At 62.2% G+C, this 24,493-nt stretch carries 23 protein-coding genes; 13 read left to right on the forward strand and 10 right to left on the reverse strand.

Annotated features, from left to right (window positions below):
* Positions 1–101 precede the first annotated feature (101 nt).
* The gene (locus tag GKR99_07870) at positions 102–1,661 is read left to right on the forward strand and encodes a methyltransferase (protein ID NKB27464.1); all 1,560 of its coding nucleotides are present in this window, start codon (positions 102–104) and stop codon (positions 1,659–1,661) included.
* Between the two features lie 18 nt (positions 1,662–1,679).
* On the opposite strand, the gene GKR99_07875 is transcribed toward GKR99_07870, so the two are convergent.
* On the reverse strand, positions 1,680–2,015 hold the full coding sequence (locus tag GKR99_07875; GenBank protein NKB27465.1) for an MmcQ/YjbR family DNA-binding protein: 336 nt from the start codon (positions 2,013–2,015) through the stop codon (positions 1,680–1,682).
* Between the two features lie 183 nt (positions 2,016–2,198).
* Between GKR99_07875 and GKR99_07880 the strand changes: the two genes are divergently transcribed.
* From GKR99_07880 to GKR99_07895, 4 genes are all read left to right on the forward strand, one after another.
* Positions 2,199–3,617, forward strand: a complete 1,419-nt coding sequence (locus tag GKR99_07880; GenBank protein NKB27466.1) for a cysteine--tRNA ligase — start codon at positions 2,199–2,201, stop codon at positions 3,615–3,617.
* A 229-nt stretch (positions 3,618–3,846) separates the two neighbouring features.
* Complete coding sequence (locus GKR99_07885) at positions 3,847–5,448, forward strand: citramalate synthase (protein ID NKB27467.1); 1,602 nt, start codon at positions 3,847–3,849, stop codon at positions 5,446–5,448.
* 63 nt (positions 5,449–5,511) lie between these two features.
* Entirely contained in the window at positions 5,512–6,222 is a 711-nt protein-coding gene (locus tag GKR99_07890; protein NKB27468.1) for a methyltransferase domain-containing protein, read from the forward strand.
* Entirely contained in the window at positions 6,219–6,986 is a 768-nt protein-coding gene (locus GKR99_07895; GenBank protein NKB27469.1) for a phytoene synthase, read from the forward strand. The genes GKR99_07890 and GKR99_07895 overlap by 4 nt, the downstream gene beginning before the upstream one ends.
* A 252-nt stretch (positions 6,987–7,238) precedes the next feature.
* Here GKR99_07895 and GKR99_07900 read toward each other — a convergent pair whose 3' ends face one another.
* The 7 genes from GKR99_07900 to GKR99_07930 all read right to left on the reverse strand — a co-directional run bounded on the left by GKR99_07900 (position 7,239) and on the right by GKR99_07930 (position 13,901).
* A complete protein-coding gene (locus GKR99_07900) occupies positions 7,239–8,459 on the reverse strand; it encodes an MFS transporter (GenBank protein NKB27470.1) in 1,221 nt (406 codons plus the stop codon).
* 41 nt (positions 8,460–8,500) lie between these two features.
* Entirely contained in the window at positions 8,501–9,799 is a 1,299-nt protein-coding gene (locus GKR99_07905) for a cobyrinate a,c-diamide synthase (GenBank protein ID NKB27471.1), read from the reverse strand.
* A gap of 115 nt (positions 9,800–9,914) precedes the next feature.
* A complete protein-coding gene (cobA, locus tag GKR99_07910) occupies positions 9,915–10,763 on the reverse strand; it encodes a uroporphyrinogen-III C-methyltransferase (GenBank protein ID NKB27472.1) in 849 nt (282 codons plus the stop codon).
* Positions 10,764–10,814: 51 nt separating this feature from the next.
* The gene (locus tag GKR99_07915; GenBank protein ID NKB27473.1) at positions 10,815–11,483 is read right to left on the reverse strand and encodes an alpha/beta fold hydrolase; all 669 of its coding nucleotides are present in this window, start codon (positions 11,481–11,483) and stop codon (positions 10,815–10,817) included.
* Complete coding sequence (locus GKR99_07920; GenBank protein ID NKB27474.1) at positions 11,480–12,112, reverse strand: DNA-3-methyladenine glycosylase 2 family protein; 633 nt, start codon at positions 12,110–12,112, stop codon at positions 11,480–11,482. Before GKR99_07920 ends, GKR99_07915 begins: the two co-directional genes overlap by 4 nt.
* Entirely contained in the window at positions 12,109–12,846 is a 738-nt protein-coding gene (locus tag GKR99_07925) for a cobalt-precorrin-6A reductase (GenBank protein NKB27475.1), read from the reverse strand. Before GKR99_07925 ends, GKR99_07920 begins: the two co-directional genes overlap by 4 nt.
* Positions 12,843–13,901: a cobalt-precorrin-5B (C(1))-methyltransferase gene (locus tag GKR99_07930; protein NKB27476.1), complete on the reverse strand. Its 1,059-nt coding sequence runs from the start codon at positions 13,899–13,901 to the stop codon at positions 12,843–12,845. Before GKR99_07930 ends, GKR99_07925 begins: the two co-directional genes overlap by 4 nt.
* A gap of 236 nt (positions 13,902–14,137) precedes the next feature.
* On the opposite strand from GKR99_07930, the gene GKR99_07935 reads away from it, so the two are divergent.
* Entirely contained in the window at positions 14,138–14,725 is a 588-nt protein-coding gene (locus tag GKR99_07935; GenBank protein NKB27477.1) for an HNH endonuclease, read from the forward strand.
* A gap of 21 nt (positions 14,726–14,746) precedes the next feature.
* Positions 14,747–15,124 (forward strand): glyoxalase, encoded by a 378-nt coding sequence (locus tag GKR99_07940; GenBank protein NKB27478.1) that lies wholly within the window; start codon positions 14,747–14,749, stop codon positions 15,122–15,124.
* On the opposite strand, the gene GKR99_07945 is transcribed toward GKR99_07940, so the two are convergent.
* Positions 15,121–16,071, reverse strand: a complete 951-nt coding sequence (locus GKR99_07945) for a radical SAM protein (protein NKB27479.1) — start codon at positions 16,069–16,071, stop codon at positions 15,121–15,123. The two genes, GKR99_07940 and GKR99_07945, sit on opposite strands and share 4 nt — an antisense overlap.
* Positions 16,072–16,278: 207 nt before the next feature.
* On the opposite strand from GKR99_07945, the gene zwf reads away from it, so the two are divergent.
* Genes zwf through GKR99_07960 form a run of 3 tightly spaced genes read left to right on the forward strand, consistent with a single transcriptional unit; the run spans position 16,279 to position 20,045 of the window.
* Positions 16,279–17,733 carry a glucose-6-phosphate dehydrogenase gene (zwf, locus tag GKR99_07950; protein NKB27480.1) on the forward strand — a complete coding sequence of 485 codons (1,455 nt, stop codon included), beginning with the start codon at positions 16,279–16,281 and terminating at the stop codon, positions 17,731–17,733.
* Positions 17,730–18,401, forward strand: a complete 672-nt coding sequence (gene pgl, locus GKR99_07955) for a 6-phosphogluconolactonase (protein NKB27481.1) — start codon at positions 17,730–17,732, stop codon at positions 18,399–18,401. Before zwf ends, pgl begins: the two co-directional genes overlap by 4 nt.
* Positions 18,402–18,431: 30 nt before the next feature.
* Positions 18,432–20,045, forward strand: a complete 1,614-nt coding sequence (locus GKR99_07960) for a glucose-6-phosphate isomerase (protein NKB27482.1) — start codon at positions 18,432–18,434, stop codon at positions 20,043–20,045.
* Positions 20,046–20,062: 17 nt separating this feature from the next.
* Here the strand turns inward: GKR99_07960 and GKR99_07965 are convergent, their stop codons facing one another.
* Positions 20,063–21,100 (reverse strand): substrate-binding domain-containing protein, encoded by a 1,038-nt coding sequence (locus GKR99_07965; protein NKB27483.1) that lies wholly within the window; start codon positions 21,098–21,100, stop codon positions 20,063–20,065.
* A 297-nt stretch (positions 21,101–21,397) separates the two neighbouring features.
* On the opposite strand from GKR99_07965, the gene GKR99_07970 reads away from it, so the two are divergent.
* From GKR99_07970 to GKR99_07980, 3 genes are all read left to right on the forward strand, one after another.
* Positions 21,398–22,576, forward strand: a complete 1,179-nt coding sequence (locus GKR99_07970; GenBank protein NKB27484.1) for an extracellular solute-binding protein — start codon at positions 21,398–21,400, stop codon at positions 22,574–22,576.
* Positions 22,577–22,679: 103 nt separating this feature from the next.
* A complete protein-coding gene (locus GKR99_07975; GenBank protein NKB27485.1) occupies positions 22,680–23,576 on the forward strand; it encodes an ABC transporter permease subunit in 897 nt (298 codons plus the stop codon).
* Entirely contained in the window at positions 23,545–24,459 is a 915-nt protein-coding gene (locus GKR99_07980; GenBank protein ID NKB27486.1) for an ABC transporter permease subunit, read from the forward strand. Before GKR99_07975 ends, GKR99_07980 begins: the two co-directional genes overlap by 32 nt.
* Positions 24,460–24,493: the final 34 nt, after the last annotated feature.

The raw sequence follows: 24,493 nt of genomic DNA on the forward strand, positions 1-24,493 counted from the left end.
CGACTCGATGCGTCGCAAATCGAAAAACCAATTGGCCGATGGCTTCGCATGGTGGGGCAGGGCAATCGGGATCGGGACTCGGGATCAGGACAGGGGACACAATGGCACCCAGACAAGGACGATCCGGTGGACGATCCGGCGGTCGGGCAGGCAATCGCGCACGCTCAGGTTCTGGCGCAATTGACCAGATGCCCTGGCGCATCCCCGTCAACACCGACCGCCCGACCGAACCGCTGGACGAAGACGGCGTTCAGGCGATCCACGACGGCGCAATGCGCATACTGGAAGACATCGGGATCGAGTTCCTGAACCCCGAGGCGGTGGCGATCCTGAAACAGGCGGGCTGCACAATCAACGGCACCAACGTGCGCATGGGCCGTGACTTTGTGATGGAAATGATGGCCCGCGCCCCGGCTGAATTCACCATCACCCCGCGCAACCCGGCCCGGAAGATCCCGATTGGCGGCAAGAACATGGTGTTCGTCAATGTCTCGTCGCCGCCGAACTATTGGGACATGGAGGTCGGCAAACTGCCCGGAACCCGTGCGCATTGCGCGCGATTGCTGAAGTTGACCCAATATTTCGACTGCATTCACCTGTCCGGCGGATATCCGGTAGAGCCGGTGGATATTCACGCCCGCGAACGCCACCTGGATGTGCTGTTCGACAAGCTGACCCTGACCGACAAGGTCACTCACGCCTATTCTTTAGGGCGCGAACGGGTCGAGGACGTGATGGAGATGGTGCGCATTGCCGGAGGCCATTCTCACGAAGAATTTGAGGCATCGCCAAGGATGTACACCAACATCAACTCGACCAGCCCGCTGAAGCATGATTTTCCAATGCTGGATGGCTATATGCGCTGCGTGGGGCGCGGTCAGGTGACGGTGGTGACGCCGTTTACACTGGCCGGGGCCATGGCGCCGGTCACAATGGCGGGGTCCGTGGCGCAATCAATTGCCGAAGGGCTGTGCGCGATTGCGCTGGCGCAGTGGATCAACCCGGGCGCGCCCTGTGTGCTGGGCACGTTTACCTCGAACGTTGATATGCGGTCGGGCGCACCTGCCTTTGGTACGCCCGATTACATCCGCGCCACGCAGATGACCGGCCAGATGGCGCGGTTTTATGGCATTCCGCTGCGTTCCAGCGGCACTTGTGCGGCGAACGTTCCGGATGGGCAGGCGATGTGGGAAACCTCCAACAGCCTCTGGGCAGCAGTGCAAAGCCAGACCAATATGGTCTATCACGCTGCTGGCTGGTTGGAGGGCGGTCTGATCGCCAGCCCCGAAAAATTCGTCATGGATTGCGAGGTGTTGCAGCAGATCCAGCGTTATTTCGAACCGGCAATAACGGCCACAACGCCAGACGATATCGCGCTGGAGGCCATCGCATCGGTCGGGGGCGACGGGCATTTCTTCGGGATCGAGCATACGCAGGACCGCTATACCAAGGCGTTCTGGCAACCGTTCCTGTCGGATTGGACCAACTATGAAGGCTGGGAACTTGCCGGCGGCGTCTGGACCGCAGAACGCGCGCACCATCTTTGGAAGAAGATCGAGGCTGAATTCGAAGCGCCGCCCATGGACGAAGGCATCCGGGAGGAGTTGGAGGCGTTCGTTGCCAAACGCAAAGAAGAAGGCGGCGCGCCGACGGATTTCTGAGCCGGTGTTTTCCCCGCGTCAGGACCCCAGCGCCGCGCGCTGCGCCTTCGTCAGCTTTGCCACGACCACGTCGTAACTGTCCTGCAACCGGTCGGGCAGCGTTTCATCATCCCAGGCAAAGCACACCCAGCCGCCGCGCGTCAGATAACGCGCCTTCTGGGCGGCCCCGACCTCAACCAGCATGTCGGCGGTTTCCACGTCGCGGCACTTCAGCGTCACGCCCTCGGCATAGTCGCCATAGGCTGCGAACATCTTGCCGCTGACCTTCCACACCTGGGTGCCATGGCCAAAAGGTTCCGACAGGTCGGTGCAGGGCAGGGCGGCGGCGCGGGTTTCGAATTCCTTGATCTCCATGCGCGAACCCTGCCGTGCAGCAAAGGGCTTGGCAAGCGGCCCCCTGCCACGCTATGACACGCCCATGACCGTGATTAGCATCATTGCTTGCATTATCGACTGACAATCGTCAGGCGGCCGGTCCTCTTTTCCCTTTCGAAAAAGTAACGCGCTGCCCGGGCGGGACACGTGTATGAGGGCACTATGGCCGAGATCAGACTGACCAATACCGCAACGCGGAAGAAGGACACCTTCGTTCCGATCGACCCCGAGGACGTGAAAATGTACGTCTGCGGGCCGACCGTCTATGACCGCGCGCATCTGGGCAACGCCCGCCCCGCCGTCGTGTTCGATGTGCTGTTCCGGCTGCTGCGCCACAAATACGGCGCGGATCACGTCACCTATGTGCGCAACATCACCGACGTGGATGACAAGATCAACGCCGAGGCTTTGCGGCGAAAGGAAGCGGGCGCGCAAGGTTCGCTGGAGGACCTGATCCGCGAGCGTTCCGACGAAACCACACGCTGGTATCTGGAAGATATGGCGGCACTGGGCGTGCTGTCGCCAACCCACAGCCCGCGCGCGACCGAGTACATCGCGCAGATGGTCACGATGATCGAAGGGCTGATCGCCAAGGGCCACGCCTATGCCGCAGACGGCCATGTGCTGTTCAAGGTGGCGTCCTACAAAGATTACGGCGCGCTGTCGGGGCGCTCGGTCGACGACATGATCGCAGGCGCGCGGGTCGAGGTTGCGCCCTACAAAGAAGACCCGATGGATTTCGTCCTCTGGAAACCGTCGAGCGACGATCTGCCCGGCTGGGATTCGCCATGGGGCCGGGGGCGCCCGGGCTGGCATATCGAGTGTTCCGCCATGGCCAGTGAGCTTTTGGGGGAACGCTTTGACATCCACGGCGGCGGCAACGACCTGATGTTCCCCCATCATGAGAATGAGATCGCCCAAAGCCGCTGCATGGGCCACGGCTTCGCCAACGTCTGGCTGCATAACGAGATGCTGCAGGTCGAGGGCAAGAAGATGTCCAAAAGCCTGGGGAATTTCTTCACGGTGCGCGATCTGCTGGAGCAAGGCTGGCCGGGTGAGGTGATCCGCTTCGTGATGCTGAGTACGCATTATCGCAAGCCGATGGATTGGACGGTAGAAAAAGCTGTCGATGCGCAATTCAAGCTGCACGGGTTTTTAGGCACTATCGCGGAGTTCGGAGATTTGGGCGCCGCCAAAGGTATCGATCCCGAAGCGGCCATAATTGACGCACTTGCCGATGACTTGAATACACACGCGGCTTTGGAATGCTTGGCGAAGATGGACGATTCAAGCACGGCCACTCGCCTCGCAGCCAACCTGGAGTTCTTAGGCCTCTACAATTTTGGGGAATTGGAGGAGCGAGTTGAACAGCACCATCAGGCGGTCGCAATTTTGAAAGATGTGTCCCAACATTTTGAAGATGTGCGGGCCTTGGCTAAGGAGAATAAGGATTTTTCCAAGCTGGATGATTTGAAGTCGCGTCTCGCATTGGCCAATGTTTCCGTCCAAATGAATAAGGATGGCGTCGTACTAATCCCTGAAGTGGACTTCGACCCCTCCAAATTGGAGGCCCTCAAATGATCGCCTCAACCACACACCATCGCGAGGATCGCGCCCGGACCGAGGGGTGGGCGGTCACGCCCGCGTCGTGCCAGAGGCACGCCTTCGGCGTGACGTGGGGGCGGTTCGGGCGTGATCCGGATTGCGAGCAATCCAGTAAAGAAGAAAATCCCGTCACAAATCCATTGTCGTTTCAGCGGGGCTGCCATGAGGCGACGCGTGGACAATTCGGTAAAGAAAGATACAGCCAATGACCCGCACCCCCCTCAGCCTTTTCGACACCACCCTGCGCGATGGTCAGCAAACCCAGGGCGTTCAGTTCTCGACGCCCGAAAAGCACCGGATCGCGAAGGCGCTCGACGCGCTGGGCCTTGATTATATCGAGGGTGGCTGGCCGGGGGCGAACCCCACCGACTCGGCTTTTTTTGACGAGGCTCCGAAAACCCGCGCCACGTTCACCGCCTTCGGGATGACCAAGCGGGCCGGGATCAGCGCCGAAAATGACGACGTGCTGGCCGCTGTTATGAACGCCAACACGCCTGCCGTCTGTCTTGTCGGAAAAACCCACGACTTCCACGTCAAGACGGCGCTGGGTATCTCCAACGCCGAAAATGTCGAGAATATCGGCAAGTCGTTCGACCACCTGATCGCCAACCAGCGCGAAACCCTGTTTGACGCCGAACACTTCTTCGACGGCTTCAAGGCGAACCCGGATTATGCGCTGGAATGCATCCACTCCGCCTTTGATGCGGGCGTGCGTTGGGTCGTTCTGTGCGACACCAACGGCGGTACGCTTCCCGCGGAAATCGGAGCGATCACCGCCAAGGTCATCGCTTCGGGCATCCCGGGCGAACGCCTTGGCATCCACACCCATGACGACACCGGCAACGCAGTCGCCGGATCGCTGGCTGCCGTGGACGCGGGCGCGCGCCAGATCCAGGGCACTCTGAACGGGCTGGGTGAACGCTGCGGCAATGCCAACCTGACGACGCTGATCCCGACGTTGCTGCTGAAGGAGCCTTACGCCAGCGCCTATGACATCGGTGTCAGCTGCGACAACCTGGTCAGCCTGACCCGCGCCAGCCGGATGCTAGACGAAATCCTCAACCGCGTGCCGCTGCGCGCCGCGCCCTATGTCGGCGCGTCGGCCTTCGCGCATAAGGCCGGGCTGCACGCCAGTGCGATCCTCAAGGACCCGACCACCTACGAACACATCGACCCCGCCGTGGTCGGCAATCAGCGCATCATCCCGATGAGCAATCAGGCCGGCCAGTCCAACCTGCGCACCCGCCTGTCGGACATGGGGCTGGAGGTGGCCAAGGGCGACGCCGCATTGGGCCGCATACTGGAGCGGATCAAGACGCGCGAAGACGCGGGCTATTCCTATGACACGGCGCAGGCGAGTTTTGAGCTGATTGCACGGGATGAGCTGGGCCAGTTGCCGCGCTTTTTTGAGGTCGAGCGCTACCGCGTCAGCATCGAACGTGTCGGCAAAATCACCGTCTCGGAAGCTGTGGTGGCAGTGGTGATCGACGGTGAACGATTCCTCAGCGTCAGTGAAAGCAGGGATGAGGACGGGTCTGATCAGGGTCCGGTCAACGCGCTGTCACGCGCGCTGGCCAAGGATCTGGGGCGGTATCAGGCCGCCATCGACGACATGCATCTGATGGATTTCAAGGTCCGTATCACGCAGGGCGGGACCGAGGCTGTGACCCGAGTGATAATCGACAGCCAGGACGGGCAGGGACGGCGCTGGTCAACGGTGGGCGTGTCGCCCAACATCGTCGACGCCAGCTTTGAGGCGCTGCTGGATGCGATCCGCTGGAAGCTGGTGCGCGATGCGAGCGGGTGATTTTTCTGCGAAAAATTATGCCTCCGGCGGGAGTATTTTTTGCGAAAAGACACAGGAGGTTATGTGACGCTTTCGCCATTCTTCCAGCTTCATAGCGACCTGCCGCGCGAGGGGCCGGGGACGGCGGATGACGTGCGCTGGGCCCTGTCGGTTGTGGGGCCATTGGCGCGCGTTTGCGATGCGGCCTGTGGGCCGGGGGCGGATACGGTTGTGCTGGCCGAAGCACTGCCGGAAGCGCAGATCGACGCGGTTGACGGGCAGTTGCATTTTGTGGCCGAGGCGCGACGGCGCTGCACCGGAATCGGCGACCGGGTGCGGGTCTGGCAGGGCGATATGGCCGACCTGACAGGACCTTACGATCTGATCTGGTGTGCCGGGGCGCTGTATTTTCTGGGCGTGGCGAAGGGGCTGCAACGCTGGCGCGGCGCGCTGGCGCCAGGCGGGTATTTTGCGTTTTCGGAACCTGTCTGGGTGAATGGCAACTCGCCACAAGCCGCCCTCGAATTTTGGGGCCAGTACCCGGACATCTCAGATCGCGCCGGGATCCGGGCGCGGATTGCCGAAGCCGGGTATAGGGTGCTGGGCACGCGCCGGGTGATCGGGCAGGGCTGGGCCGATTATTTCGACCCGTTAGAGGCGCGGATTGCCGCCTTGCGCCAAAGCGCAGGCACCGACCTGACCGCGGTTCTGGATGCCGAGGCCGCCGACATCGCCAACTGGCGCGCCGCGCCGGATCACATTGCCTATGACCTTTTCGTGGTCACCCCCCAATGACCCTTGCCGCCTGCGCCGAGGTTGTTGCCAAGGGGGATCCTGACCGTTTCCGCGCGGTGATGAGCGTACCTGTTCCAGCGCGCGAACGGCTGCTGCCCCTCTTTGCATTCAACGTAGAGGTCGCGCGCGCGCCATGGGTGACCGAAGAACCGCTGATCGCGGAAATGCGGCTGCAATGGTGGCGCGATGCGCTGGATGAAATCGCCGAGGGCGGCGTGGCGCGGCGGCATGAGGTTGTCGATCCGCTGGCGGATTTGATCCGGGACGTCGGCATTCCGGTTGCCGTGCTTCACGCGATGATCGACGCGCGCCGCTGGGACATCGCGCGTGAGGCGTTCGACGATTGGGCGGCGTTCGATGCGCATATCAATGCGACCTCCGGCGGGTTGGTCTTGGCCGCGGCGATGGCATTGGGTGCGCCGGATGCCCTGGAAGCGCCGTGCCGGGACGCCGGATATGCCATCGGTGTGGCCAACTGGCTGCTGGCCGTTCCGGCGTTGGAGGCCGCAGGTCGGATGCCACTGCCCGATGGACGGCCCGAGGCGGTGCGGGAATTGGCGCTCCGTGCGCAGGATCGCCTGCAAGCTGCGCGGCGGGCTGATTTTGCGGCGGCAACCCCGGCGCTCAGGCCCGGGTGGCAGGCGGCGGCGATCCTGAAACGGGCGGCGCGTATGCCGGGCGCGGTGGCTGGCGGGCAGCTTGAACCGGGGCCGTTGCGCAAATCGGCACTGCTGGTGGCCAAGGCGCTGGTGGGTGGTGAGTGACGGGGCGAGTGGACGTTGGCAGCTTTCCCAGCGCCCGGTGCGCGCCGCAAGGCGCAGGGCGCGCGCCGGACCGGCCCCACCGGTCAGGCGCTGGTCAGAGTCACGCTCCTTCAATCGAGTTGACGGCCAAACCTGATGAATAAATCACGCCACAGCACAGGTGTAGCACCACCCCACCGGTCCGGCGCGCGCCCTGCTTGGGTTAGGAGTGCCAACGATCACGCCCAGACGAAACCCGTCCCCAGCCGCAACTTACGCCGCCCGGCGCGCCAGCCAGATCAGCGCGCCGCCTGCCAGCGCCAGAAACGGCACCATGGCATAGTTGACCGAATGCCAGCCCTGCACAACGTCGCCCCCCACACAGTTCATCAGCCCGCCTGACGACAGCGAGGCGAGGGTGACGAAACCGAAAACGATCATGTCGTTCATCCCCTGAACGCGCCCACGCTCGTGCGGCTCATGCGCGCCGGCCAGCATGCTGGTCGCGCCGATGAACCCAAAGTTCCAGCCGATGCCCAGCAGGACCAGCGCTCCAAAGAAATTGCCCAGCGTAATTCCCTGCAGCGCCACCAGACCGGCGGCGGCAAGGCAGACCAGGCCGACCGCGATGATCCGGGGCGCGCCGAACCGGGCGATCAGATGGCCGGTCACGAAACTGGGCGCGAACATCGCCAGCACATGTGCCGAAACGATGTCATTCGCGTTGTTCTTGGTGAACCCGCAGCCGACCACCGCCAGCGGCGTCGAGGTCATCACCAGGTTCATCAGCGAATAGGCGACCATGGCGCAGATCACCGCCACCATGATGCGCGGGGTTCTAAGCAACTCGGGGATCGTGCGGGTGCGCGCGGCAGTTTCCCGCGTGACCTTCGCGACCTTTCCGGGCAGGTCGAGTGCGAAGAACAGGAACATCCCGACGATATTCAGCCCTGCAATCGCAAGATAGGTTCCTACGAAGGGGATGACATAGGCGTCCTGGACCAATTTGTTCAACTGCGGGCCGACCACGGCGCTTAGCAGCCCACCGGCCATGACATAGCTGATGGCCTTGGGGCGGAAGGCCTCGGACGCGGTATCCGTGGCCGCGAAACGATAGAAGCCCTGCGCCGACATATAGATGCCGGTCATATAACTGCCCGCCAGAAGCAGCGCGAAGGACCCGATCCACAAACCATAGGCCGAGGTCAGCGCCCCCACCGCTCCACCAATTGCGCCGATGAAGAACCCGAAGCGCCGCCCGCGCCGCTGCATCAGCGGGCTGATCCAAGGCGCGGTCGTCATCGACCCGAACACGACGAGAGAGATTGGCAGTGTCGCCAGGCACGGGTTTGTCGCCAGGTAATTCCCCGCCAACCCGCCTGCCACAAAGGTCATCGGCATCTGGCTGCCAAGGATCGCCTGCGCCGCGACCAGAACAGCCACATTGCGCCGCGCGCGGGCGTCGGAATCGGGCAGGGCGGCGCTGTCTGTCATGAGGTCTGCCTACGCCGGGTTTTGGGCAACGTCCAGCACGCTCAGCATTGGTCGATGATATGCGCAAAAGAGCCTGAGACATTTCCCTGAACCAGACCCATTGGCGCCAAGGCGTTGCCTTCGGCATCTTCGGCCTGCCAAAGCGGTTCGCCTTCGGCCTTGAGCGTGGTGGCATAGTGGAATTCGTGGCCTGCGAAGTGGCCGACAGCGCCCCTCGCGCGCGCCATGTTCCCGAGGTATCCGCGCAGGCGCCGATACCCAAGATGCAGTTTGCGTTCGGCAAAGCTGGTCTCAAGCGCCAGCAAACCAGCCATCTTATGCCGCGTACCATCGGCATCGGTCAGGGCGTCGCCCAGAACCATATAGCCGCCGCATTCTCCATATATTTCAGTGGTTTGCGCGGCATCCCGCAGGCTTTCAAGGAAGATCGAGTTCTGTGCCAGTCGCGCGCCATGCAATTCAGGATAGCCGCCGGGCAGGAAGATGCGGTCCGCCTTGGGCACTGGTTCATTGGCGAGCGGGGAAAAGAACGTCAGCGTGGCCCCGGCCGCGCGCCACATGGCCAGTTGATGGGGGTAGGCGAAGGCAAAAGCTGCATCGCGGGCAATCGCGATGCGTTGGGGCAGGTTACCAAGCGGTGTTGAGGTGTTGAGCAGGCTGCTTTCCTGATACCGCGCGGCCAAGCCTTGCAAGGCCTCCAGATCGAGGTGCTTGGCGACTGTATCGGCAGCGTGGTCCAGAAACGCATCCAGATCGGGGTGCTCGGCAGCTTGCACCAGCCCCAGATGGCGGGACGGCAGCGTCAGGTTGGCATCACGCGGGATCGCGCCCAGAACCGGGATCGCCAGCGATTCCAGCGCCGTTTTCAGCAGTCTTGCGTGACGCGGGCTGCCGGTGCGGTTCAGGATCACGCCGCCAATGCGGACACGCGGATCGTGGCGGGCAAAACCGGCCACAAGGGGCGCGATGGATTGCGACATCCGTGCCGCGTCCACCACCAGAACCACAGGCAGGCCCAGAATGCGCACCAGATCGGCGGTTGCGCCTTTGCCGTCGGGCGGTGCGCCGTCGAACAGCCCCATGGCCCCTTCGATCAGCAACAGCCCCTTGCCGGAGGCCAACGAGCTGATGCGCGGCGCGCTCATCGCCCAGGCATCCAGGTTCATGCAGGGCGCGCCGCAGGCGGCCTCATGAAAGCGCGGGTCGATGTAATCGGGGCCGGATTTCGCGCCCCGCATCGCAACCCCGGCGCGTTTCAGCGCGCGCAGCAGGCCAAGGGTCAGTGTGGTCTTGCCGCTTCCCGAAGACGGCGCCGCCAGGATCAGGCCGCGGTACTTCAAATCGAATTTCCTTCGGAAATCCGATCAATGCCTCCGGCGGGGATATTTTTGACAAGAAGATTGGGGCGGGGTGTTCTGATTGAACGGGTGCCGCCGCTGGCGGAGGGACCGGCGGTCACGCGCTTTCCGCAGGGCGCCCACGGCCCAGCGGATCGCTGTTGCGCGCGGGTTCCCCCATCGCCATCGCCTGCCAGTCCAGCGCTTGGCGCATCAGGACCGAGCGGCCGACGCAGATGATCGCGGGCGGTTCCAGCCCGCTGTCGGCAAGATCCGCGACCAGCGATCCCAGCGTGGTTTCCAGTACTTGCTGCGCGTCCGTCGTGGCGGCCGTGACCACCGCCACCGGTTCGTCCGCCGCCCGGCCCGCGCCCAGCAACGCCTCGGCAATCACCCCGGCGTGTTTCATGCCCATATAGATGACCAGCACCTGCGAGCCGTCCGAGATTGCCTGCCAGTTCAGGCTGCCGGGCGTCTGGCCCGACTGGTCATGTCCGGTCACAAAGGTCACAGACTGGTTCACATCACGGTGGGTCACCGGAATCCCCGCATAGGCCAGCCCGCCGATACCCGCGCTGATGCCCGGAATGATGCGGATCGGCACGCCGTGCTGCACCAGGGTCTGCGCCTCTTCCCCGCCGCGCCCGAAGACGAACGGATCGCCCCCCTTCAGCCGCAATACCCTCCGCCCGGCGCGGGCCAGTTCGACCAGTTGCAGCGAGATATCGCGCTGTTTCGCACTGGGCTTGCCGCCGCGTTTGCCAGCATAGATATGCGTCGCATCCGGCGCGAAATCCAGAATCGCGGGATCAACCAGCGCGTCGTAAACCACCACATCCGCCTGTCGCAGCGCGTTCAGCGCATGCAGCGTCAGCAGCCCCGGATCGCCCGGGCCAGCACCGCACAACCAGACCCAGCCGGCATCCAGCTGGGGCCAATCGTGCTTGGGAAGATCTGGCGCATTCATGGGGTCGTTATGGCGCGTGGCGTTGCGGTTGAAAAGGCGCTGCGCGACGCCTTATGCGCCGGTTTCGCCTTCCAACCCCAGCTTGTCGCGCATGAAGGCCAGCGCCACCGACAACCCGTCGGGCGCAATGCCATGTTCGGTGCCTTTCATGACATGGGCGTAAACCTCGAACCCCGTAGCGGTCAGTGCGTTGGCAGCGGCGGGCAGCGACTCCGGCGGCACCACCGGATCCTGATCGCCGTGCAGCAACAGGATCGGCGGACGGCAGAGGACTTCATCCTCCAACCGTTCCGGTGCCAGCAGGCGCCCGGAAAACCCGACGACGCCTGCGACAGGTTCGGCCCGGCGCGGGGCCACCTGCAACGACATCATCGTGCCTTGCGAAAACCCGACAAGGATCATCCGATCCGCGCTCAGCGCCTCAACCTCGAGCATGTGATCGAGGAAGGCGTTCAGATCGTCGGCAGACCGGGCGACCGAGGCTTCGGATTGTTCCTGACTGGACCCGTCCATCCAGGGGATCGGAAACCACTGAAACCCGCCGGGGTTCATCGCGTTCTGTTCCGGCGCATCCGGGGCCACGAAGGCGGTGCCCGGCATATGCGGCGCCAACGGTTCGGCCAGCCCCAGAAGGTCAGCACCATTCGCGCCATAACCATGCAGAAACACCACGAGAGAGGTCGCCAGATCCGGCCCGCGCCGTTTGAATTCCAATGTCACCTTATACCCTCGCGCTGTTTATCGACCCGGTAGTAGGCCCAGAGGATGCGCGCCGCAACCGACCGCCAGGGCGACCAGTCTTCGGCGATCTGCCGCATCGCACGTTCGGTCGGGCGCTCGGGCAGGGTGAACAGAACGCGCGCCGCTTCCTGCAGGGCCAGATCGCCATGGGCGAAAACGTCTGCGCGCCCCAGGCTGAACATCGCATAGATCTCGGCCGTCCAGCGCCCGATGCCGGGAACGGCGATCAGGGTGGCGATCACCTGATCCGTCGGGGCGCTGCGCAGCGCGGCATAGTTGATCCGCGCGGCGGCGAGTTCGCGGGCATAGCGCACCTTCTGACGGGACAGGCCCACAGCGCGCAGATCGTCATCGCTGGCCGCCATGATCTTGCGCGGCCCGGTCAGACGCGCGGTTTTCATTTTCTTCCATACGGCAGCGGCGGCGGCAGTCGAGATCTGCTGGCTGACAATAGCGCTCAGCAATTCTTCGAAGCCGTCTTTGCGCAATCGCAGCGGCAGCGGGCCGGTCAGGGGCAGGGCACGGGCGAATTCCGGGTGCCGCGCGGCGAGGGCTGCGGCCCCTTCGGTGACGCAGGCGTCGGAGGTGATGATCCGCCCGACGCTCACAAAAGTGCCTCGACCCAGGCCAGCGCCTCGGCCACGGTTGCGACCCTTGGCGCATCAGGCTGCGGCGGGCGGGCGATCATCGCAACCGGAATGCAAAGTTCACGTGATGCATGAAGCTTCGTGGCCGAGGCCGCGCCGCCCGCGTTTTTGACCACCAGCCAGTCGATGGCCAGATCTTGAAAAAGTGCAACTTCCTGTGCGGTTGAAAAGGGTGGGCGGCCGATGATCCAATCGCCAACCGGATAGGGAAATGGCGCCTTCGGTGGGTCAATCTGACGGCAGAGCAACCTGCGGTTGTTCGCAAGATCTGCGAACCCTGGCAGGGTTTGCCGACCCGTGGCCAGGAAGACGGTCTTGCCTTCCGGAATGATGTTGGCGACGTCGGCTTCATCCGCAACCTCGGTCCAGCTGTCGCCATCCACCGGGGTCCATTGCAGGCGGAGAAGTTGCAAATAGGGAAGCCCGCGTGCCTGCGAAATTCGCGCTGTGCGGGTGCTGACCTGGGCGGCGAATGGATGGGTGGCGTCCAGAATTGCGTCAGGTCGGTGGTGATCCAGCCAGGCCGCGAAGCCGGCATCACCGCCAAACCCGCCTGTCCGTGTTTCGACGGGCAAGGCCGCTGGCGTGCGTGTCGCACCTGCCAGTGATGCCACGACTAAAAGGTCATCACGCCCCGCCAAAGCCGCAGCGATCTGGCGCGCCTCACCCGTTCCGGCCAGTAGCAGAAGCTTCATGGTCCGGCCTGCGCGATCACTGCGCCGTTGCGATCTATGATGACGATATCTGATTTTATTTCAGTTGCTTTCAGCATGGAGTGAATGTTTTGCATCGCCTTTTGTGCGACGATGTCTGCCAGTTTGTCGCCCGCACGTTGAAGCGCCTCCAGCGCCGTGTTGGCGTCTGACACGTCTGGCAGGCCTGCGGCGACTGACCAACCCGAAAGCTGCGCAAAATCGACCTGCGACCGGCCCGAGTGCAGATCCCGCGCGCCTTGGGCCAGCTTGGTCATCTTGCCGATGCCGCCGCCGATCGTGATGCGGGGAATCGGTTTTTTTATCAGATACTTGAGGAGGCCTCCGGCAAAATCCCCCATATCCAGCATCGCGTGATCCGGCAGGCCAAACAGCGCCTGGACGGCCGCTTCGGACGTCGCGCCGGTACAGCCGGCGACATGGGTCAGCCCATCGGCGCGCGCCACGTCGATACCGCGATGGATCGCGGCGATCCAGGCCGCGCAAGAGAATGGCCTGACGATTCCGGTGGTCCCGAGAATCGACAACCCACCCTCGATTCCCAACCGGGGGTTCCAGGTTTTCAGGGCGATTTCAGCACCATGGGGGATCGAGATGGTGATTTCCACGTCGGGCTGTCGCCCGAACTGGGCGGCGCGCTCTGCGACCACGGCTTGCATGAATTCGCGCGGTTTGGGGTTTATCGCCGCTTCGCCCACGGGGATCGGCAGGCCGGGTTTGGTGACGGTTCCGACGCCCGTTCCGGCGCGGAAGGTCACCCCGCCGGGCGCTTCGGCAACCCGTGCGATGACCAGACAGCCGTGAGTAACATCCGGGTCGTCGCCTGCGTCCTTGATGATCCCAGCTTCGGCCCAACCTTCGCCGAAACCCCTGTGGTGCAACGGAAATTCCGGCGTTTCGCCGCCGGGCAGGGTGACCGAGACTGTGCTGGGAAAGGCGCCACCCCACAGCCGCGTCAACGCCGCAGATACCGCCGCCGTCGCGCAGGTGCCCGTCGTCCAGCCGCGCTGCAGTGGGCCGTCAGGTTTACGGGTCATGGCGGAGGCTTGGCATCAGTAACTTCCTGCGGGCGGGCCGCGTAACTCTAGGCAGCGGGCCGACCGATTGGCAAGTCATCGCGGTGCCGCAACCAGCACCCCCGGGCGGCCTTGGTCCGGGGAATATCTAGGGGGTTGCCTGCATCGGCTCGCCAGATATAGTCCGGCCAAAGCCCGGACAGCCGGTGCCGCCCGGGACGCGCCTGAGAATGGCCGAACGGGGTGTGGATCACGCGATGCTCGACGGGGACTTCAGAACCAATTTTGTCCGTGAAACCAAGGGGTTGCACGACAATCCTGCGCTGGTACTTAATGCAGATTATCGCCCGCTGAGCTACTATCCGCTGTCGCTGTGGCCCTGGCAGGATGCGGTGAAGGCGGTCTTCCTCGACCGGGTGCAGATCGTCGCGGAATATGACGAGGTTGTGCGATCCCCCACCACGGAAATCCGCATCCCCTCGGTCGTGGTGCTGCGTGATTATGTGAAACCGCGCCGCCGTGTGGCCTTTACCCGGTTCAACCTGTTCCTGCGCGATGAGTTCCTGTGCCAATACTGCGGTGCCAAGGACGATCTGACCTTCGACCATGTGATTCCACGCGCCCGGGGTGGTGTGACCAGTTGGGAAAACGTGGTCGCTGCTTGTTCGAAGTGTAACCTAAGGAAGGGTTCGCAAAGCCTTAAGAGGTCAGGACTTTCTTTGAACAGGTCGCCACGGAAACCGGATTCAGAGCAACTCAAGAACCTGGGTCGGAAATTCCCGCCCAACCATCTGCACGACACCTGGGTCGACTTCCTGTATTGGGATGCGGAACTTCAAGAATAGGCCTGCAAAGGGGCGCCGACAATGCAAATGCAAAGTTTTGACCACGTCAATGTGCGCACGGCAAATCTGGCCGGGATGATCGCATGGTATTCGGATGTTCTGGGCCTGGTGTCAGGAAAACGCCCGAATTTCCCGTTCAACGGTGCCTGGATGTACCTGGGCGATCAGGCGATCGTTCATTTGGTGGAGGAGGCGGACACACCCGCCAACAGCGATCCGCAGATTGAACATTTTGCACTGCGGGCCACCGGGCTTGCGGACTTCCTGGCGCATCTGAAGGCACGAGACATCGACGCGAAACTGGTCGAGGTTGACGGCTTCGGGATTACCCAGGTCAATATCTTTGATGTGGATGGCAACCACATCCACATAGATTTCCACAACGAATCAGCGGCTTAGGCCGAACAGCTGGCCCCGCCCAGCACGCAGAACTTGGCGCAATGCGGGTGATTTAACTGCACTGCACCCTCTGCCTGTTCCAGTGTTTCGCCCAATTCGAATTCTGCCTCATAGGGAAGCAAGGTGCAGGCGACGACAGCGGGACGCGCGGCCCCCTTGCGTTTGACCACCATGCGTGAACTGGAACACATCACCCCGTCTGGTTCCTTGCCAAGGATCCCCCAACAGGCGGTGGTAATTTCTGCCACATCAACGGATTCATCCATTTCTGGAAAAAGAACCGTTGCCATAGGATCTTGTGCATCAATCATGAAGTTATGCTTCGCATATAGCCGGGCAAATCCGGCGCGAGCATCCGCGTCGCTTTCACCCCAGACGGTGCGCCCGGCGACGGTCATCGCGATGCCGGCATCGCGCAGCCATTCCATGCCCTTCAGCGTCAGATCAAAAGACCCTGTGCCACGCTCCTGATCGTGGAAATCCGCGCTCCAGTGATCGACCGAAATGCGCAAGGTCAGCTTGTCGCCGAAATCCGCGACCAGCCCCTCTAGCCCGGCGCGCATGCGGGGGCGCATCATCGGGCGCATGGCGTTGGTCAGAATCAAGACCTCATAACCGCGTTCAAGTGCTGCGCGTGTCATTGTGATGATGTCGGGGTTCATGAACGGCTCTCCGCCGGTGAAGCCGATTTCGCGCACGCCCCACTTGCGGGCCTCAAGCTGGTCCAGAAAGGCCACCACCTCGTCCGTGGTGATATAGACCAACCTGTCGTTACTGGGAGAGCTTTCGATATAGCAATTCACACACTCGATGTTGCACAACGTGCCGGTATTGAACCACAGCGTCTGCGGGTCGGTCAGGGCAACGCGTGCGCGTTCTTCGCCTTTGGCGGTGATAAACGGGTGATCGAATTTGCCGTATCCACCGGCAGGTGCCTGATCTTCCATGATTTTTCCCACATTCCCCTGTGCGTCGCAATGTCTTAACGCGCCGTTGCGCCTGCGAAAAGCGGCCTTGATCACTTTGACGCAGTTGTGAACCCTGCGCGCATCGCTAGACTTCGCCCGAAGATTTGATAGAGAGCGGGCAGAACTGTCGTTAGCGCTAACAAGATGCCCTTGAACACGCCTATTCAGATGCCCATCGGAGGCCCCATGGTTTCACGCACAATCCCCGTCGCCCCGTTTGATCTGGTCATATTCGGCGGCACCGGCGATCTGGCCCGGCACAAGATCCTGCCGGGGCTGTTCCGCCGGTTCCTGGCTGGGCAAATGCCCGAAGATGCGCGTGTAATTGGCTGCGCGCGCGGCGATCTGACCGACGCCGCTTATCGCCGGATGATCAAGGAGGCGATTGAAGAATTTACCCCCAAGGCGATCCGAAAAGCCAAGGATGTCACTGCCTTCGTCAACCATCTTCACTACGTCAAGGTGGATGCGGTTGGCACGGCGGGGTGGAAGGACCTCAAGGCGCATATGCGCGATGGGGTGATCCGGGCGTTCTATTTCTCGGTCGGGCCCAGCCTGTTCGGGGCGATTGCAGAACGGCTCCACAGTCATACCATTGCGGATCGCGACAGCCGGATCGTGGTGGAAAAGCCCTTCGGGCGCGATCTGGAAAGCGCCAAGGCGCTGAACGGAACCCTGGCCGAACACTTTGATGAGCATCAGATTTACCGGATCGACCATTATCTGGGCAAGGAAACCGTCCAGAACCTGATGGCGATCCGTTTTGGCAACGTGTTGTTCGAACCGCTGTGGAAGGCGCAATACGTCGATCACATCCAGATCACCGTGGCCGAAACTGTCGGGATCGAAGGGCGCGGCGCCTATTACGACAAGTCCGGCGCGATGCGGGACATGGTGCAGAACCACCTGATGCAGCTATTGTGTCTGACGGCGATGGAACCGCCCAGCCGATTCGACCCGGATGCGGTGCGCGATGAAAAGCTGAAAGTCATCCGCGCGTTGGAACCTGCCGGCCCCGAAGATTATGTCCGTGGTCAGTATAAGGGCGGCGACGACCTCAGCAGTTATCACGAAGATGTCGAAGACCCGGGCAGCATCACCGAAAGCTTCATCGCGATGAAGGTGAAGGTGTCGAACTGGCGCTGGAACGGCACGCCGTTTTACCTGCGCACCGGCAAGCGCCTGAAGGCGCGCATGTCCGAAATTGTGGTGCGTTTCAAGGAACCGCCCCATTCGATTTTCGAATCTGATGCCGGCACCCATTCCAACGCCCTGACGATCCGCCTGCAACCGAACGAGGGGATCGACTTGAGCGTCACCATCAAGGAACCCGGCCCCGGCGGCATGCGCCTGGTCGAGGTGCCGCTGGATATGACCTTCGCAGACGCACTTGGCCCCGAGGCCGGTGAAATCCCGGATGCTTATGAACGTCTGGTCATGGATGTGATCCGGGGCGACCAGACCCTGTTCATGCGCGGCGATGAGGTCGAGGCCGCCTGGGCCTGGACCGATCCGATCATCGAAGACTGGCGCGGGCGCGAAGAAAAACCGCTGCCGTATGACAGTTATTCATCCGGTCCCGAAGATGCGCTGATGCTGCTGCATCGCGACAGGCGCCGCTGGAGGGAGATCGAGCAATGAATTTCGTCGAATACCCCGACCGAGAGATGCTGGCCATCGACCTGGCCAACCGGCTGGCAGGCGATCTGAACATGGCGCTATTGCAGCATGACACCGTGTCCTTTGCGGTGCCGGGCGGCACGACCCCGGGGCCGGTGTTCGATACGCTCTGCGCGGCCGATCTGGACTGGTCGCGCGTGCGCGTGATGCTGAGTGATGAACGCTGGGTGCCGGAACAGTCCGAGCGTTCCAACACGCGGCTGCTGCGCGAACGGCTGTTGGTGAACCGCGCGGCGGCGGCGACGCTGGTGCCGCTGTTTGCCGATGCACCCGAACCCGAAGATAAACTGGCCGAGCTGACCGCCGGTCTGACGCCGCATCTGCCGCTTTCGGTGCTGCTGTTGGGGATGGGGGCGGATATGCATACCGCCTCGCTGTTTCCCGGGACGGATCGTCTGGCCGAAGCGCTGGACCCGCACGCGCCTCCGCTTTTGGCGATGCGGGCACCGGGTGCGCCGGAGCCGCGGGTAACGCTGAGCGCGCCGGTTCTGGACGGGGCGATCATTAAGCACATCGTCATCACCGGGCCGGAAAAGCGCGAGGCATTGGACAAGGCGGGGCATCTTGGCGCCATGGATGCGCCAATTCACGCCGTCTGGGGCGGCGCAACCGTGCATTGGGCTGAGTAACGTATCGAAGGGCTTGGAATGAATGACGTGATGAAACAGGCCTGGGCCGCTTTGGATGCGCAGGCAGCAGCAGCGCAGGAACGCGATATCCTTTCGCTGATGGATGATGACCGCGCAACCGGGTTTTCGGCCCGCGCGGGCGACCTGTTGCTGGATTATTCGAAAACAGCGATGGACGATGCGGCGCGGGACGCGCTGCTGGGCCTTTATGATGCCGCCGGCGTTGCCGCCAAGCGCGATGCGATGTTCGCAGGCGCCCTGATTAACGAGACCGAAGGCCGCGCCGTGCTGCACACCGCGTTGCGCAATCTGGACGGCGATCCGGTCATGGTGGATGGCGCGGACGTGATGCCCGGCGTTCTGGGCACATTGGCGCGGATGGAGGCATTCGCGAATTCCGTGCGCAGCGAAGGCTTTGCCGGGCAGGGCGGGGCAATCACTAATGTAGTGAACATCGGCATTGGCGGGTCCGATCTGGGCCCGGCGATGGCGGTGCGCGCGCTGTCGCCCTATCACGACGGGCCGCGGGTGCATTTCGTCTCGAACGTCGATGGGGCGGATATCGCGGATACGCTGCACGGGCTGGATGCGACGCGGACGCTGGTGATCGTCGCGTCGAAAACTTTCACTACGATCGAAACCATGACCAACGCGAAAACCGCGCGGGCGTGGATGTCGGAAAAGGTCAGCGACCCGGGCGCGCAGTTCGCCGCCTTGTCCAGCGCCGAAGAAAAAACCACCGCCTTCGGCATCGCGCCGGAACGTGTTTTCGGCTTCGAAGATTGGGTCGGCGGACGCTATTCCATGTGGGGGCCAATCGGGCTGAGCCTGATGATCGCCATCGGCCCGGATGCCTTCCGCGCCTTCCTGCGGGGCGCGCAGGCGATGGATCTGCATTTCCGCAGCGCCGACCTGGTCGAGAATTTGCCCGTGATGCTGGCGCTGACCGGGATCTGGCACAATCAGGGGCTGGGCCATGCCACCCGCGCGGTACTGCCTTATGACAACCGGCTGGCACGGCTTCCGGCGTATCTGCAACAGCTAGAGATGGAATCAAACGGCAAGCGGGTCTCGATGGACGGCGCGGATCTTGCGCGCGCGTCCGGTCCGGTTGTCTGGGGCGAACCGGGGACCAACGGGCAGCATGCGTTTTATCAACTGATACATCAGGGAACGCGGGTAATCCCTTGTGAATTTATGATTGCTGCCAATGGGCATGAGGGTGATCTGACCCATCAGCACCGGCTGCTGATCGCCAATTGCCTGGCGCAGTCCGAGGCGTTGATGCGCGGTCGCAGCCTTGAAGAAGCACGCGCGTTGATGGCCGCGAAAGGGCTGGAGGGGGCCGAGTTGGATCGCCAGGCCCGCCACCGGGTGTTTCCGGGCAACCGCCCCTCGACCACTTTGGTCTATCCGCTGCTGGACCCGGCCACGCTGGGTGCGATCATCGCGCTTTATGAACACCGGGTGTTTGTCGAAGGGGCGATCCTTGGCATCAACTCTTTCGACCAATGGGGCGTCGAACTGGGCAAAGAACTGGCCGCCGCGCTGGAACCGCTGATCGCAGGCCGTGCGAGCGCGGAGGATAAGGACGCATCGACCCGTGCGCTGGTGGATTATATGTTGGCGAACGAAGGCGGCTGACCGGGCGGCGGCGCCCGTCAGTCGACGGTTTTCGGAACGTCCAGATGTTGCATCGGCGGCACGTCAGGATGGTCGATGGCGTGGCGCGCCGCATCGGCCAGGAATTGCCCGGCATCCATCACGTTTTCCTTCACAGACAGGATCGCCGGGCGGAAGGTGGCCAGGAAGGGCATCGCTTCTTTCGCAACGATATCAATGTCTTTGCCGACAACCGCGCCCAATCCTTCGATCGCAGCAGTCGCACCCATACAGGCCATGACCGACGCGCAGACAATCCCGTCGGTGTCCGGATTCTGTTGCAGGAACTTTCGGGTTTCCTCGGCTATTTTGTCGTTCTGATCGTCGCTTGTGGCACCGTCCAGTACCACGCCGCGATAGCCCTGTTGCTGCGCGACGCTCAGCAGGCCATCGCGCATTTCCGTTGCGTAGTTCTGATAGAGTGGCGGCGCGATCAGCAGCAGATTGCGTCGCCCCCGATCTACAAGCGCCTGCGCGGCGATGTGACCATAAGCGCGGTTGTCGAAGTCGAAATAGGCGTGCCGGTCCGACCAGATCGTGCGCCCGTGGGTGACAAAGGGAAAGTTGACACGCATCAGATATTCGACGCGCGGATCTTCTTGCTGGGTCTGGTTCAGGATGATGGCATCGGCGGAATGGGTTTCGACCACATAGCGGACCGGGTCCATCGGGTTCTCATCGGGGAAATAGGGCGTGATGATCATGTGATAGGGGCTGGCCCGCAGCGCCCCGGCTGCCGCGTTAATCAGACGCGCGGTGTGGTTCATCACCTCGTGTTCGGTACTCAGCAACAGGGCGATCACATTGGTCTTGCCGGTGCGCAGGCGCACCCCGGCGCGGTTCGGGACATAGCCGACGCTGGCGGCCGTTTCGCGCACCCGAACCTTGGTATCGTCGCCAATGTCGGTGGCATCGTTCAGCGCCCGGCTGACCGTTGCCACCGCCAGCCCCGTCAACCGCGAGATGGTCTTGAGCGTCGGGCGTTCGCCCGGCGCCAGGCCGGTGATCTCGTTCGCTGCGGGGTCCGAATCAGTCATCTGGACTCACCTTGGCCTTTCGGTTTTCCGCGGGTCTGACCCTGCCGGCATCTGAACATTCGGGTGCGGCGCAACCGCATGATTCCCGAAGGTGTTTGCGCTAACGTGCCGAAATCCTGTAAGATATCTGCGGTATTATGGTGCGCATCATTTCTGGCATCATACTACGAAACCATCTTGTTTTGTAAATCTATAACGTTATAGTTCGTCCGATAACGATACAGAAGTCAGGGAGGACTCATCGTGAAATCACTGAAATTCCTGCTGGGCGCGACTGCCCTATGCGCCACCCCCGCCATGGCGGCCGACCTTGAGGTCGTGCATTGGTGGACCTCGGGCGGCGAAGCGGCAGCGGTTGCCGAATTTGCCAAGGCGCTGGATGCCACGGGCGAGCATAAGTGGGTCGACGGCGCGATTGCCGGCGGCGGCGGCACCAACGCGATCCCGGCCGTTGTGTCGCGGATGCTGGGTGGCGACCCTCCGGGTGCGACACAGTTCAACCACGGCCGTCAGGCTGAAGAACTGGTGGCCGAAGGTCTGTTCCTAGACCTGACCGAACTGGCCGAGGCCGAGGGCTGGCGCGACTTTGTGTTCCCAACCTCGTTGCTGGATTCCTGCACATTGGACGGCAAGCTGTACTGCGTTCCGGTCAACATCCACTCCTGGCAGTGGATCTGGCTGAGCAATGGCGCTTTCGACAAGGCCGGTGTTGACGTTCCGGCGAACTGGGACGAATTCGTCGCGGCCGCCCCGGCCCTGCGCGAAGCTGGAATTGCGCCTTTGGCTACCGGTTCGCAGGCCTGGCAGTCCAGCGGTCTGATCACCAACGTTCTGGCGGTGAACATCGCGGGCACCGATGCCTGGCGCAAAGTGAACGTCGACAAGGATGCCGAATTCGCGGCCAGCGCAGACTACGCGCCGGTCTTCGAAGCAGCAGCCATTGCGCGTGATCTGTCCCAGGACATTGATGTCACCGACTGGAACCTGGCCACTGCGGCTGTGATCACCGGCCAGGCGGCCGCGCAGATCATGGGCGACTGGGCGCAGGGTGAATTCGCCGTGGCCGAAGCGGTTGCTGGCGAAGATTACACCTGCCTACCGGGTCTTGGTAAGAACGAGGTGCTGCAGCTTGGCGGCGACGCGTTCTACTTCCCCAAGAACTCGGATCCCGATGTCGAGGCAGCGCAGCTAAAAATGGCGTCGCTGATGATCTCGAAAGAGGTTCAGGTCAGCTTCAACCTCAAGAAGGGCTCGCTCCCGATCCGGGGTGATGTGGATCTGTCGGCTGCCAATGACTGCATGAACAAGGGTCTTGCGATCCTTGCCGAAGGCAACATCCTTCCGGGCGGCGACATGGCGCTGACGCGCGACACGGTCGAGCAGATCAACGACCTGATGGTCCAGTTCTGGAACTCGGACATGTCGGCCGATGAAGTTCAGGGCAAATACGCCGAACTGATCGGCAGCGCCGAGTAATTCGGGCCCAAACCGACAGGGCAGGCGCCACGCAGCGCCTGCCCGAACCACAACATTCATGACACGCGGCGCAAGACATTGCGCGACACAGACGGGGGGCGTTATGGCAGAGTTCAAGCGGCCAATTTCTATTCTGCGCAATCCCGCCTCCAAAATCGCCTCGATCCCGATGGTTCTGACGGCGGTGGTGATCTTCGTGGGTTGCACGCTTTGGACGGTGGCCTATTCCTTCACCGGCTCCAAACTGTTGCCACGCTGGCGCTGGGTTGGCATGGATCAGTACGAGCGGCTGTGGGACACCGACCGCTGGATCATCTCGATCGGCAATCTGGCGATCTATGGCACGTTGATGATGATCCTGTCGCTGGCGCTGGGTTTTCTGCTGGCCGCCCTGTTGGATCAGAAAATCCGTGGCGGAAATGTCTTTCGCACCATATTCCTCTACCCCTACGCCCTTAGCTTTGTGGTCACCGGCTTGACCTGGCAATGGCTGCTGAACCCTGATTTCGGCGTGCAGAAACTGGTCCGCGATATGGGCTGGGAGACGTTTCAATTCGCGCCGCTGGCCAACAGTGACTGGGCGATCTATGGCGTCCTGCTTGCCGGGCTGTGGCAGGGCACGGGGCTGGTGATGGTGATCATGCTGGCCGGGCTGCGCGGCATTGACCAGGAAGTCTGGAAAGCCTCGCGCGTCGACGGCATACCGACCTGGAAAACCTATATCTATATCGTCATCCCGATGATGCGCCCGATCTTTTTGACCGCCGTTGTGCTGGTCGCCACCGGCATCATCAAGATCTTCGACCTGATCGTGGCCCAGACCGATGGCGGGCCGGGTTTGTCGACCGAGGTTCCGGCGAAATACGTCTATGACATGATGTTCTCAAGCCAGAACCTGGGGCAGGGTTTTGCCGCCTCGACGACCATGTTGCTGGTGGTGTTGGCGCTGATCATCCCATGGTCGATCTATGAATTCGGAGGGCGCCGCAATGAGCACTGAATTGACCGGCCCCAGCGGTCCGAAACCAACATCGCCGTTCCGGATCACCAACATCTTCGTCTATGGCACGATCACCGTGCTGGCGCTGTACTACCTTGCGCCGCTGTACGTGATGATTGTGACGTCACTCAAAACAGTGGCAGAAATCCGCGACGGCAACGTCTTTGCCCTACCCAGAGAGGTTACAATCGACCCCTGGTTCAAGGCCTGGTCCACGGCCTGTACGGGGCTGAACTGTAACGGGCTGGCCAGCGGGTTCTGGAATTCGGTGATGATCACGGTGCCATCGGTGGTCGTATCCATCGCGATTGCCAGTGTGAACGGCTATGCGCTGGCAAACTGGCCCTATCGCGGCGCGAACATCTTCTTCACCATTCTGATCTTCGGGGCCTTCGTGCCTTATCAGTTGATGCTGTATCCCATCGTCATCATCCTGCGCGAACTTGGCGTATTCGGCGATCTGACCGGGCTGATAATCGTACACTCGATCTTTGGCATGCCGATCCTGACGCTGCTGTTTCGCAACTACTTCAGCTCTCTGCCGGGGGAATTGTTCAAGGCGGCGCGGGTGGACGGTGCCGGGTTCTGGGGCATTTTCTTCAAGATCATGCTGCCGATGTCGATCCCGATCCTGGTGGTGGCGATCATCTTGCAAGTCACTGGCATCTGGAACGATTTCTTGTTCGGCATCGTCTATTCACGGCCCGAAAGCTATCCGATGACAGTGCAGCTGAACAACATCGTCAATTCGACCTATGGTGAGAAGGAATATAACGTCAACATGGCGGCAACGCTGCTGACGGGGCTGGTTCCGCTGACCATCTATTTCATATCCGGAAAGCTGTTCGTGCGCGGCATCGCGGCTGGCGCGGTGAAGGGCTGAACGATGAGTATTCGAACGGAAATTGAAGGCGCCG

The sequence above is a fragment of the Paracoccaceae bacterium genome (assembly GCA_012103375.1).
Taxonomy (GTDB): domain Bacteria; phylum Pseudomonadota; class Alphaproteobacteria; order Rhodobacterales; family Rhodobacteraceae; genus WLWX01.

What these genes read in the sequence shown, in the direction of transcription:
- GKR99_07870 (NKB27464.1), top strand. Translation starts at nt 102, where the DNA reads ATGGCACCCAGACAAGGACGATCCGGTGGACGATCCGGCGGTCGGGCA.
- GKR99_07875 (NKB27465.1), bottom strand. Translation starts at nt 2,015, where the DNA reads ATGGAGATCAAGGAATTCGAAACCCGCGCCGCCGCCCTGCCCTGCACC.
- GKR99_07880 (NKB27466.1), top strand. Translation starts at nt 2,199, where the DNA reads ATGGCCGAGATCAGACTGACCAATACCGCAACGCGGAAGAAGGACACC.
- GKR99_07885 (NKB27467.1), top strand. Translation starts at nt 3,847, where the DNA reads ATGACCCGCACCCCCCTCAGCCTTTTCGACACCACCCTGCGCGATGGT.
- GKR99_07895 (NKB27469.1), top strand. Translation starts at nt 6,219, where the DNA reads ATGACCCTTGCCGCCTGCGCCGAGGTTGTTGCCAAGGGGGATCCTGAC.
- GKR99_07900 (NKB27470.1), bottom strand. Translation starts at nt 8,459, where the DNA reads ATGACAGACAGCGCCGCCCTGCCCGATTCCGACGCCCGCGCGCGGCGC.
- cobA (NKB27472.1), bottom strand. Translation starts at nt 10,763, where the DNA reads ATGAATGCGCCAGATCTTCCCAAGCACGATTGGCCCCAGCTGGATGCC.
- GKR99_07925 (NKB27475.1), bottom strand. Translation starts at nt 12,846, where the DNA reads ATGAAGCTTCTGCTACTGGCCGGAACGGGTGAGGCGCGCCAGATCGCT.
- GKR99_07930 (NKB27476.1), bottom strand. Translation starts at nt 13,901, where the DNA reads ATGACCCGTAAACCTGACGGCCCACTGCAGCGCGGCTGGACGACGGGC.
- GKR99_07935 (NKB27477.1), top strand. Translation starts at nt 14,138, where the DNA reads ATGCTCGACGGGGACTTCAGAACCAATTTTGTCCGTGAAACCAAGGGG.
- GKR99_07940 (NKB27478.1), top strand. Translation starts at nt 14,747, where the DNA reads ATGCAAATGCAAAGTTTTGACCACGTCAATGTGCGCACGGCAAATCTG.
- GKR99_07945 (NKB27479.1), bottom strand. Translation starts at nt 16,071, where the DNA reads ATGGAAGATCAGGCACCTGCCGGTGGATACGGCAAATTCGATCACCCG.
- zwf (NKB27480.1), top strand. Translation starts at nt 16,279, where the DNA reads ATGGTTTCACGCACAATCCCCGTCGCCCCGTTTGATCTGGTCATATTC.
- pgl (NKB27481.1), top strand. Translation starts at nt 17,730, where the DNA reads ATGAATTTCGTCGAATACCCCGACCGAGAGATGCTGGCCATCGACCTG.
- GKR99_07960 (NKB27482.1), top strand. Translation starts at nt 18,432, where the DNA reads ATGAAACAGGCCTGGGCCGCTTTGGATGCGCAGGCAGCAGCAGCGCAG.
- GKR99_07965 (NKB27483.1), bottom strand. Translation starts at nt 21,100, where the DNA reads ATGACTGATTCGGACCCCGCAGCGAACGAGATCACCGGCCTGGCGCCG.
- GKR99_07970 (NKB27484.1), top strand. Translation starts at nt 21,398, where the DNA reads ATGGCGGCCGACCTTGAGGTCGTGCATTGGTGGACCTCGGGCGGCGAA.
- GKR99_07975 (NKB27485.1), top strand. Translation starts at nt 22,680, where the DNA reads ATGGCAGAGTTCAAGCGGCCAATTTCTATTCTGCGCAATCCCGCCTCC.
- GKR99_07980 (NKB27486.1), top strand. Translation starts at nt 23,545, where the DNA reads ATGAATTCGGAGGGCGCCGCAATGAGCACTGAATTGACCGGCCCCAGC.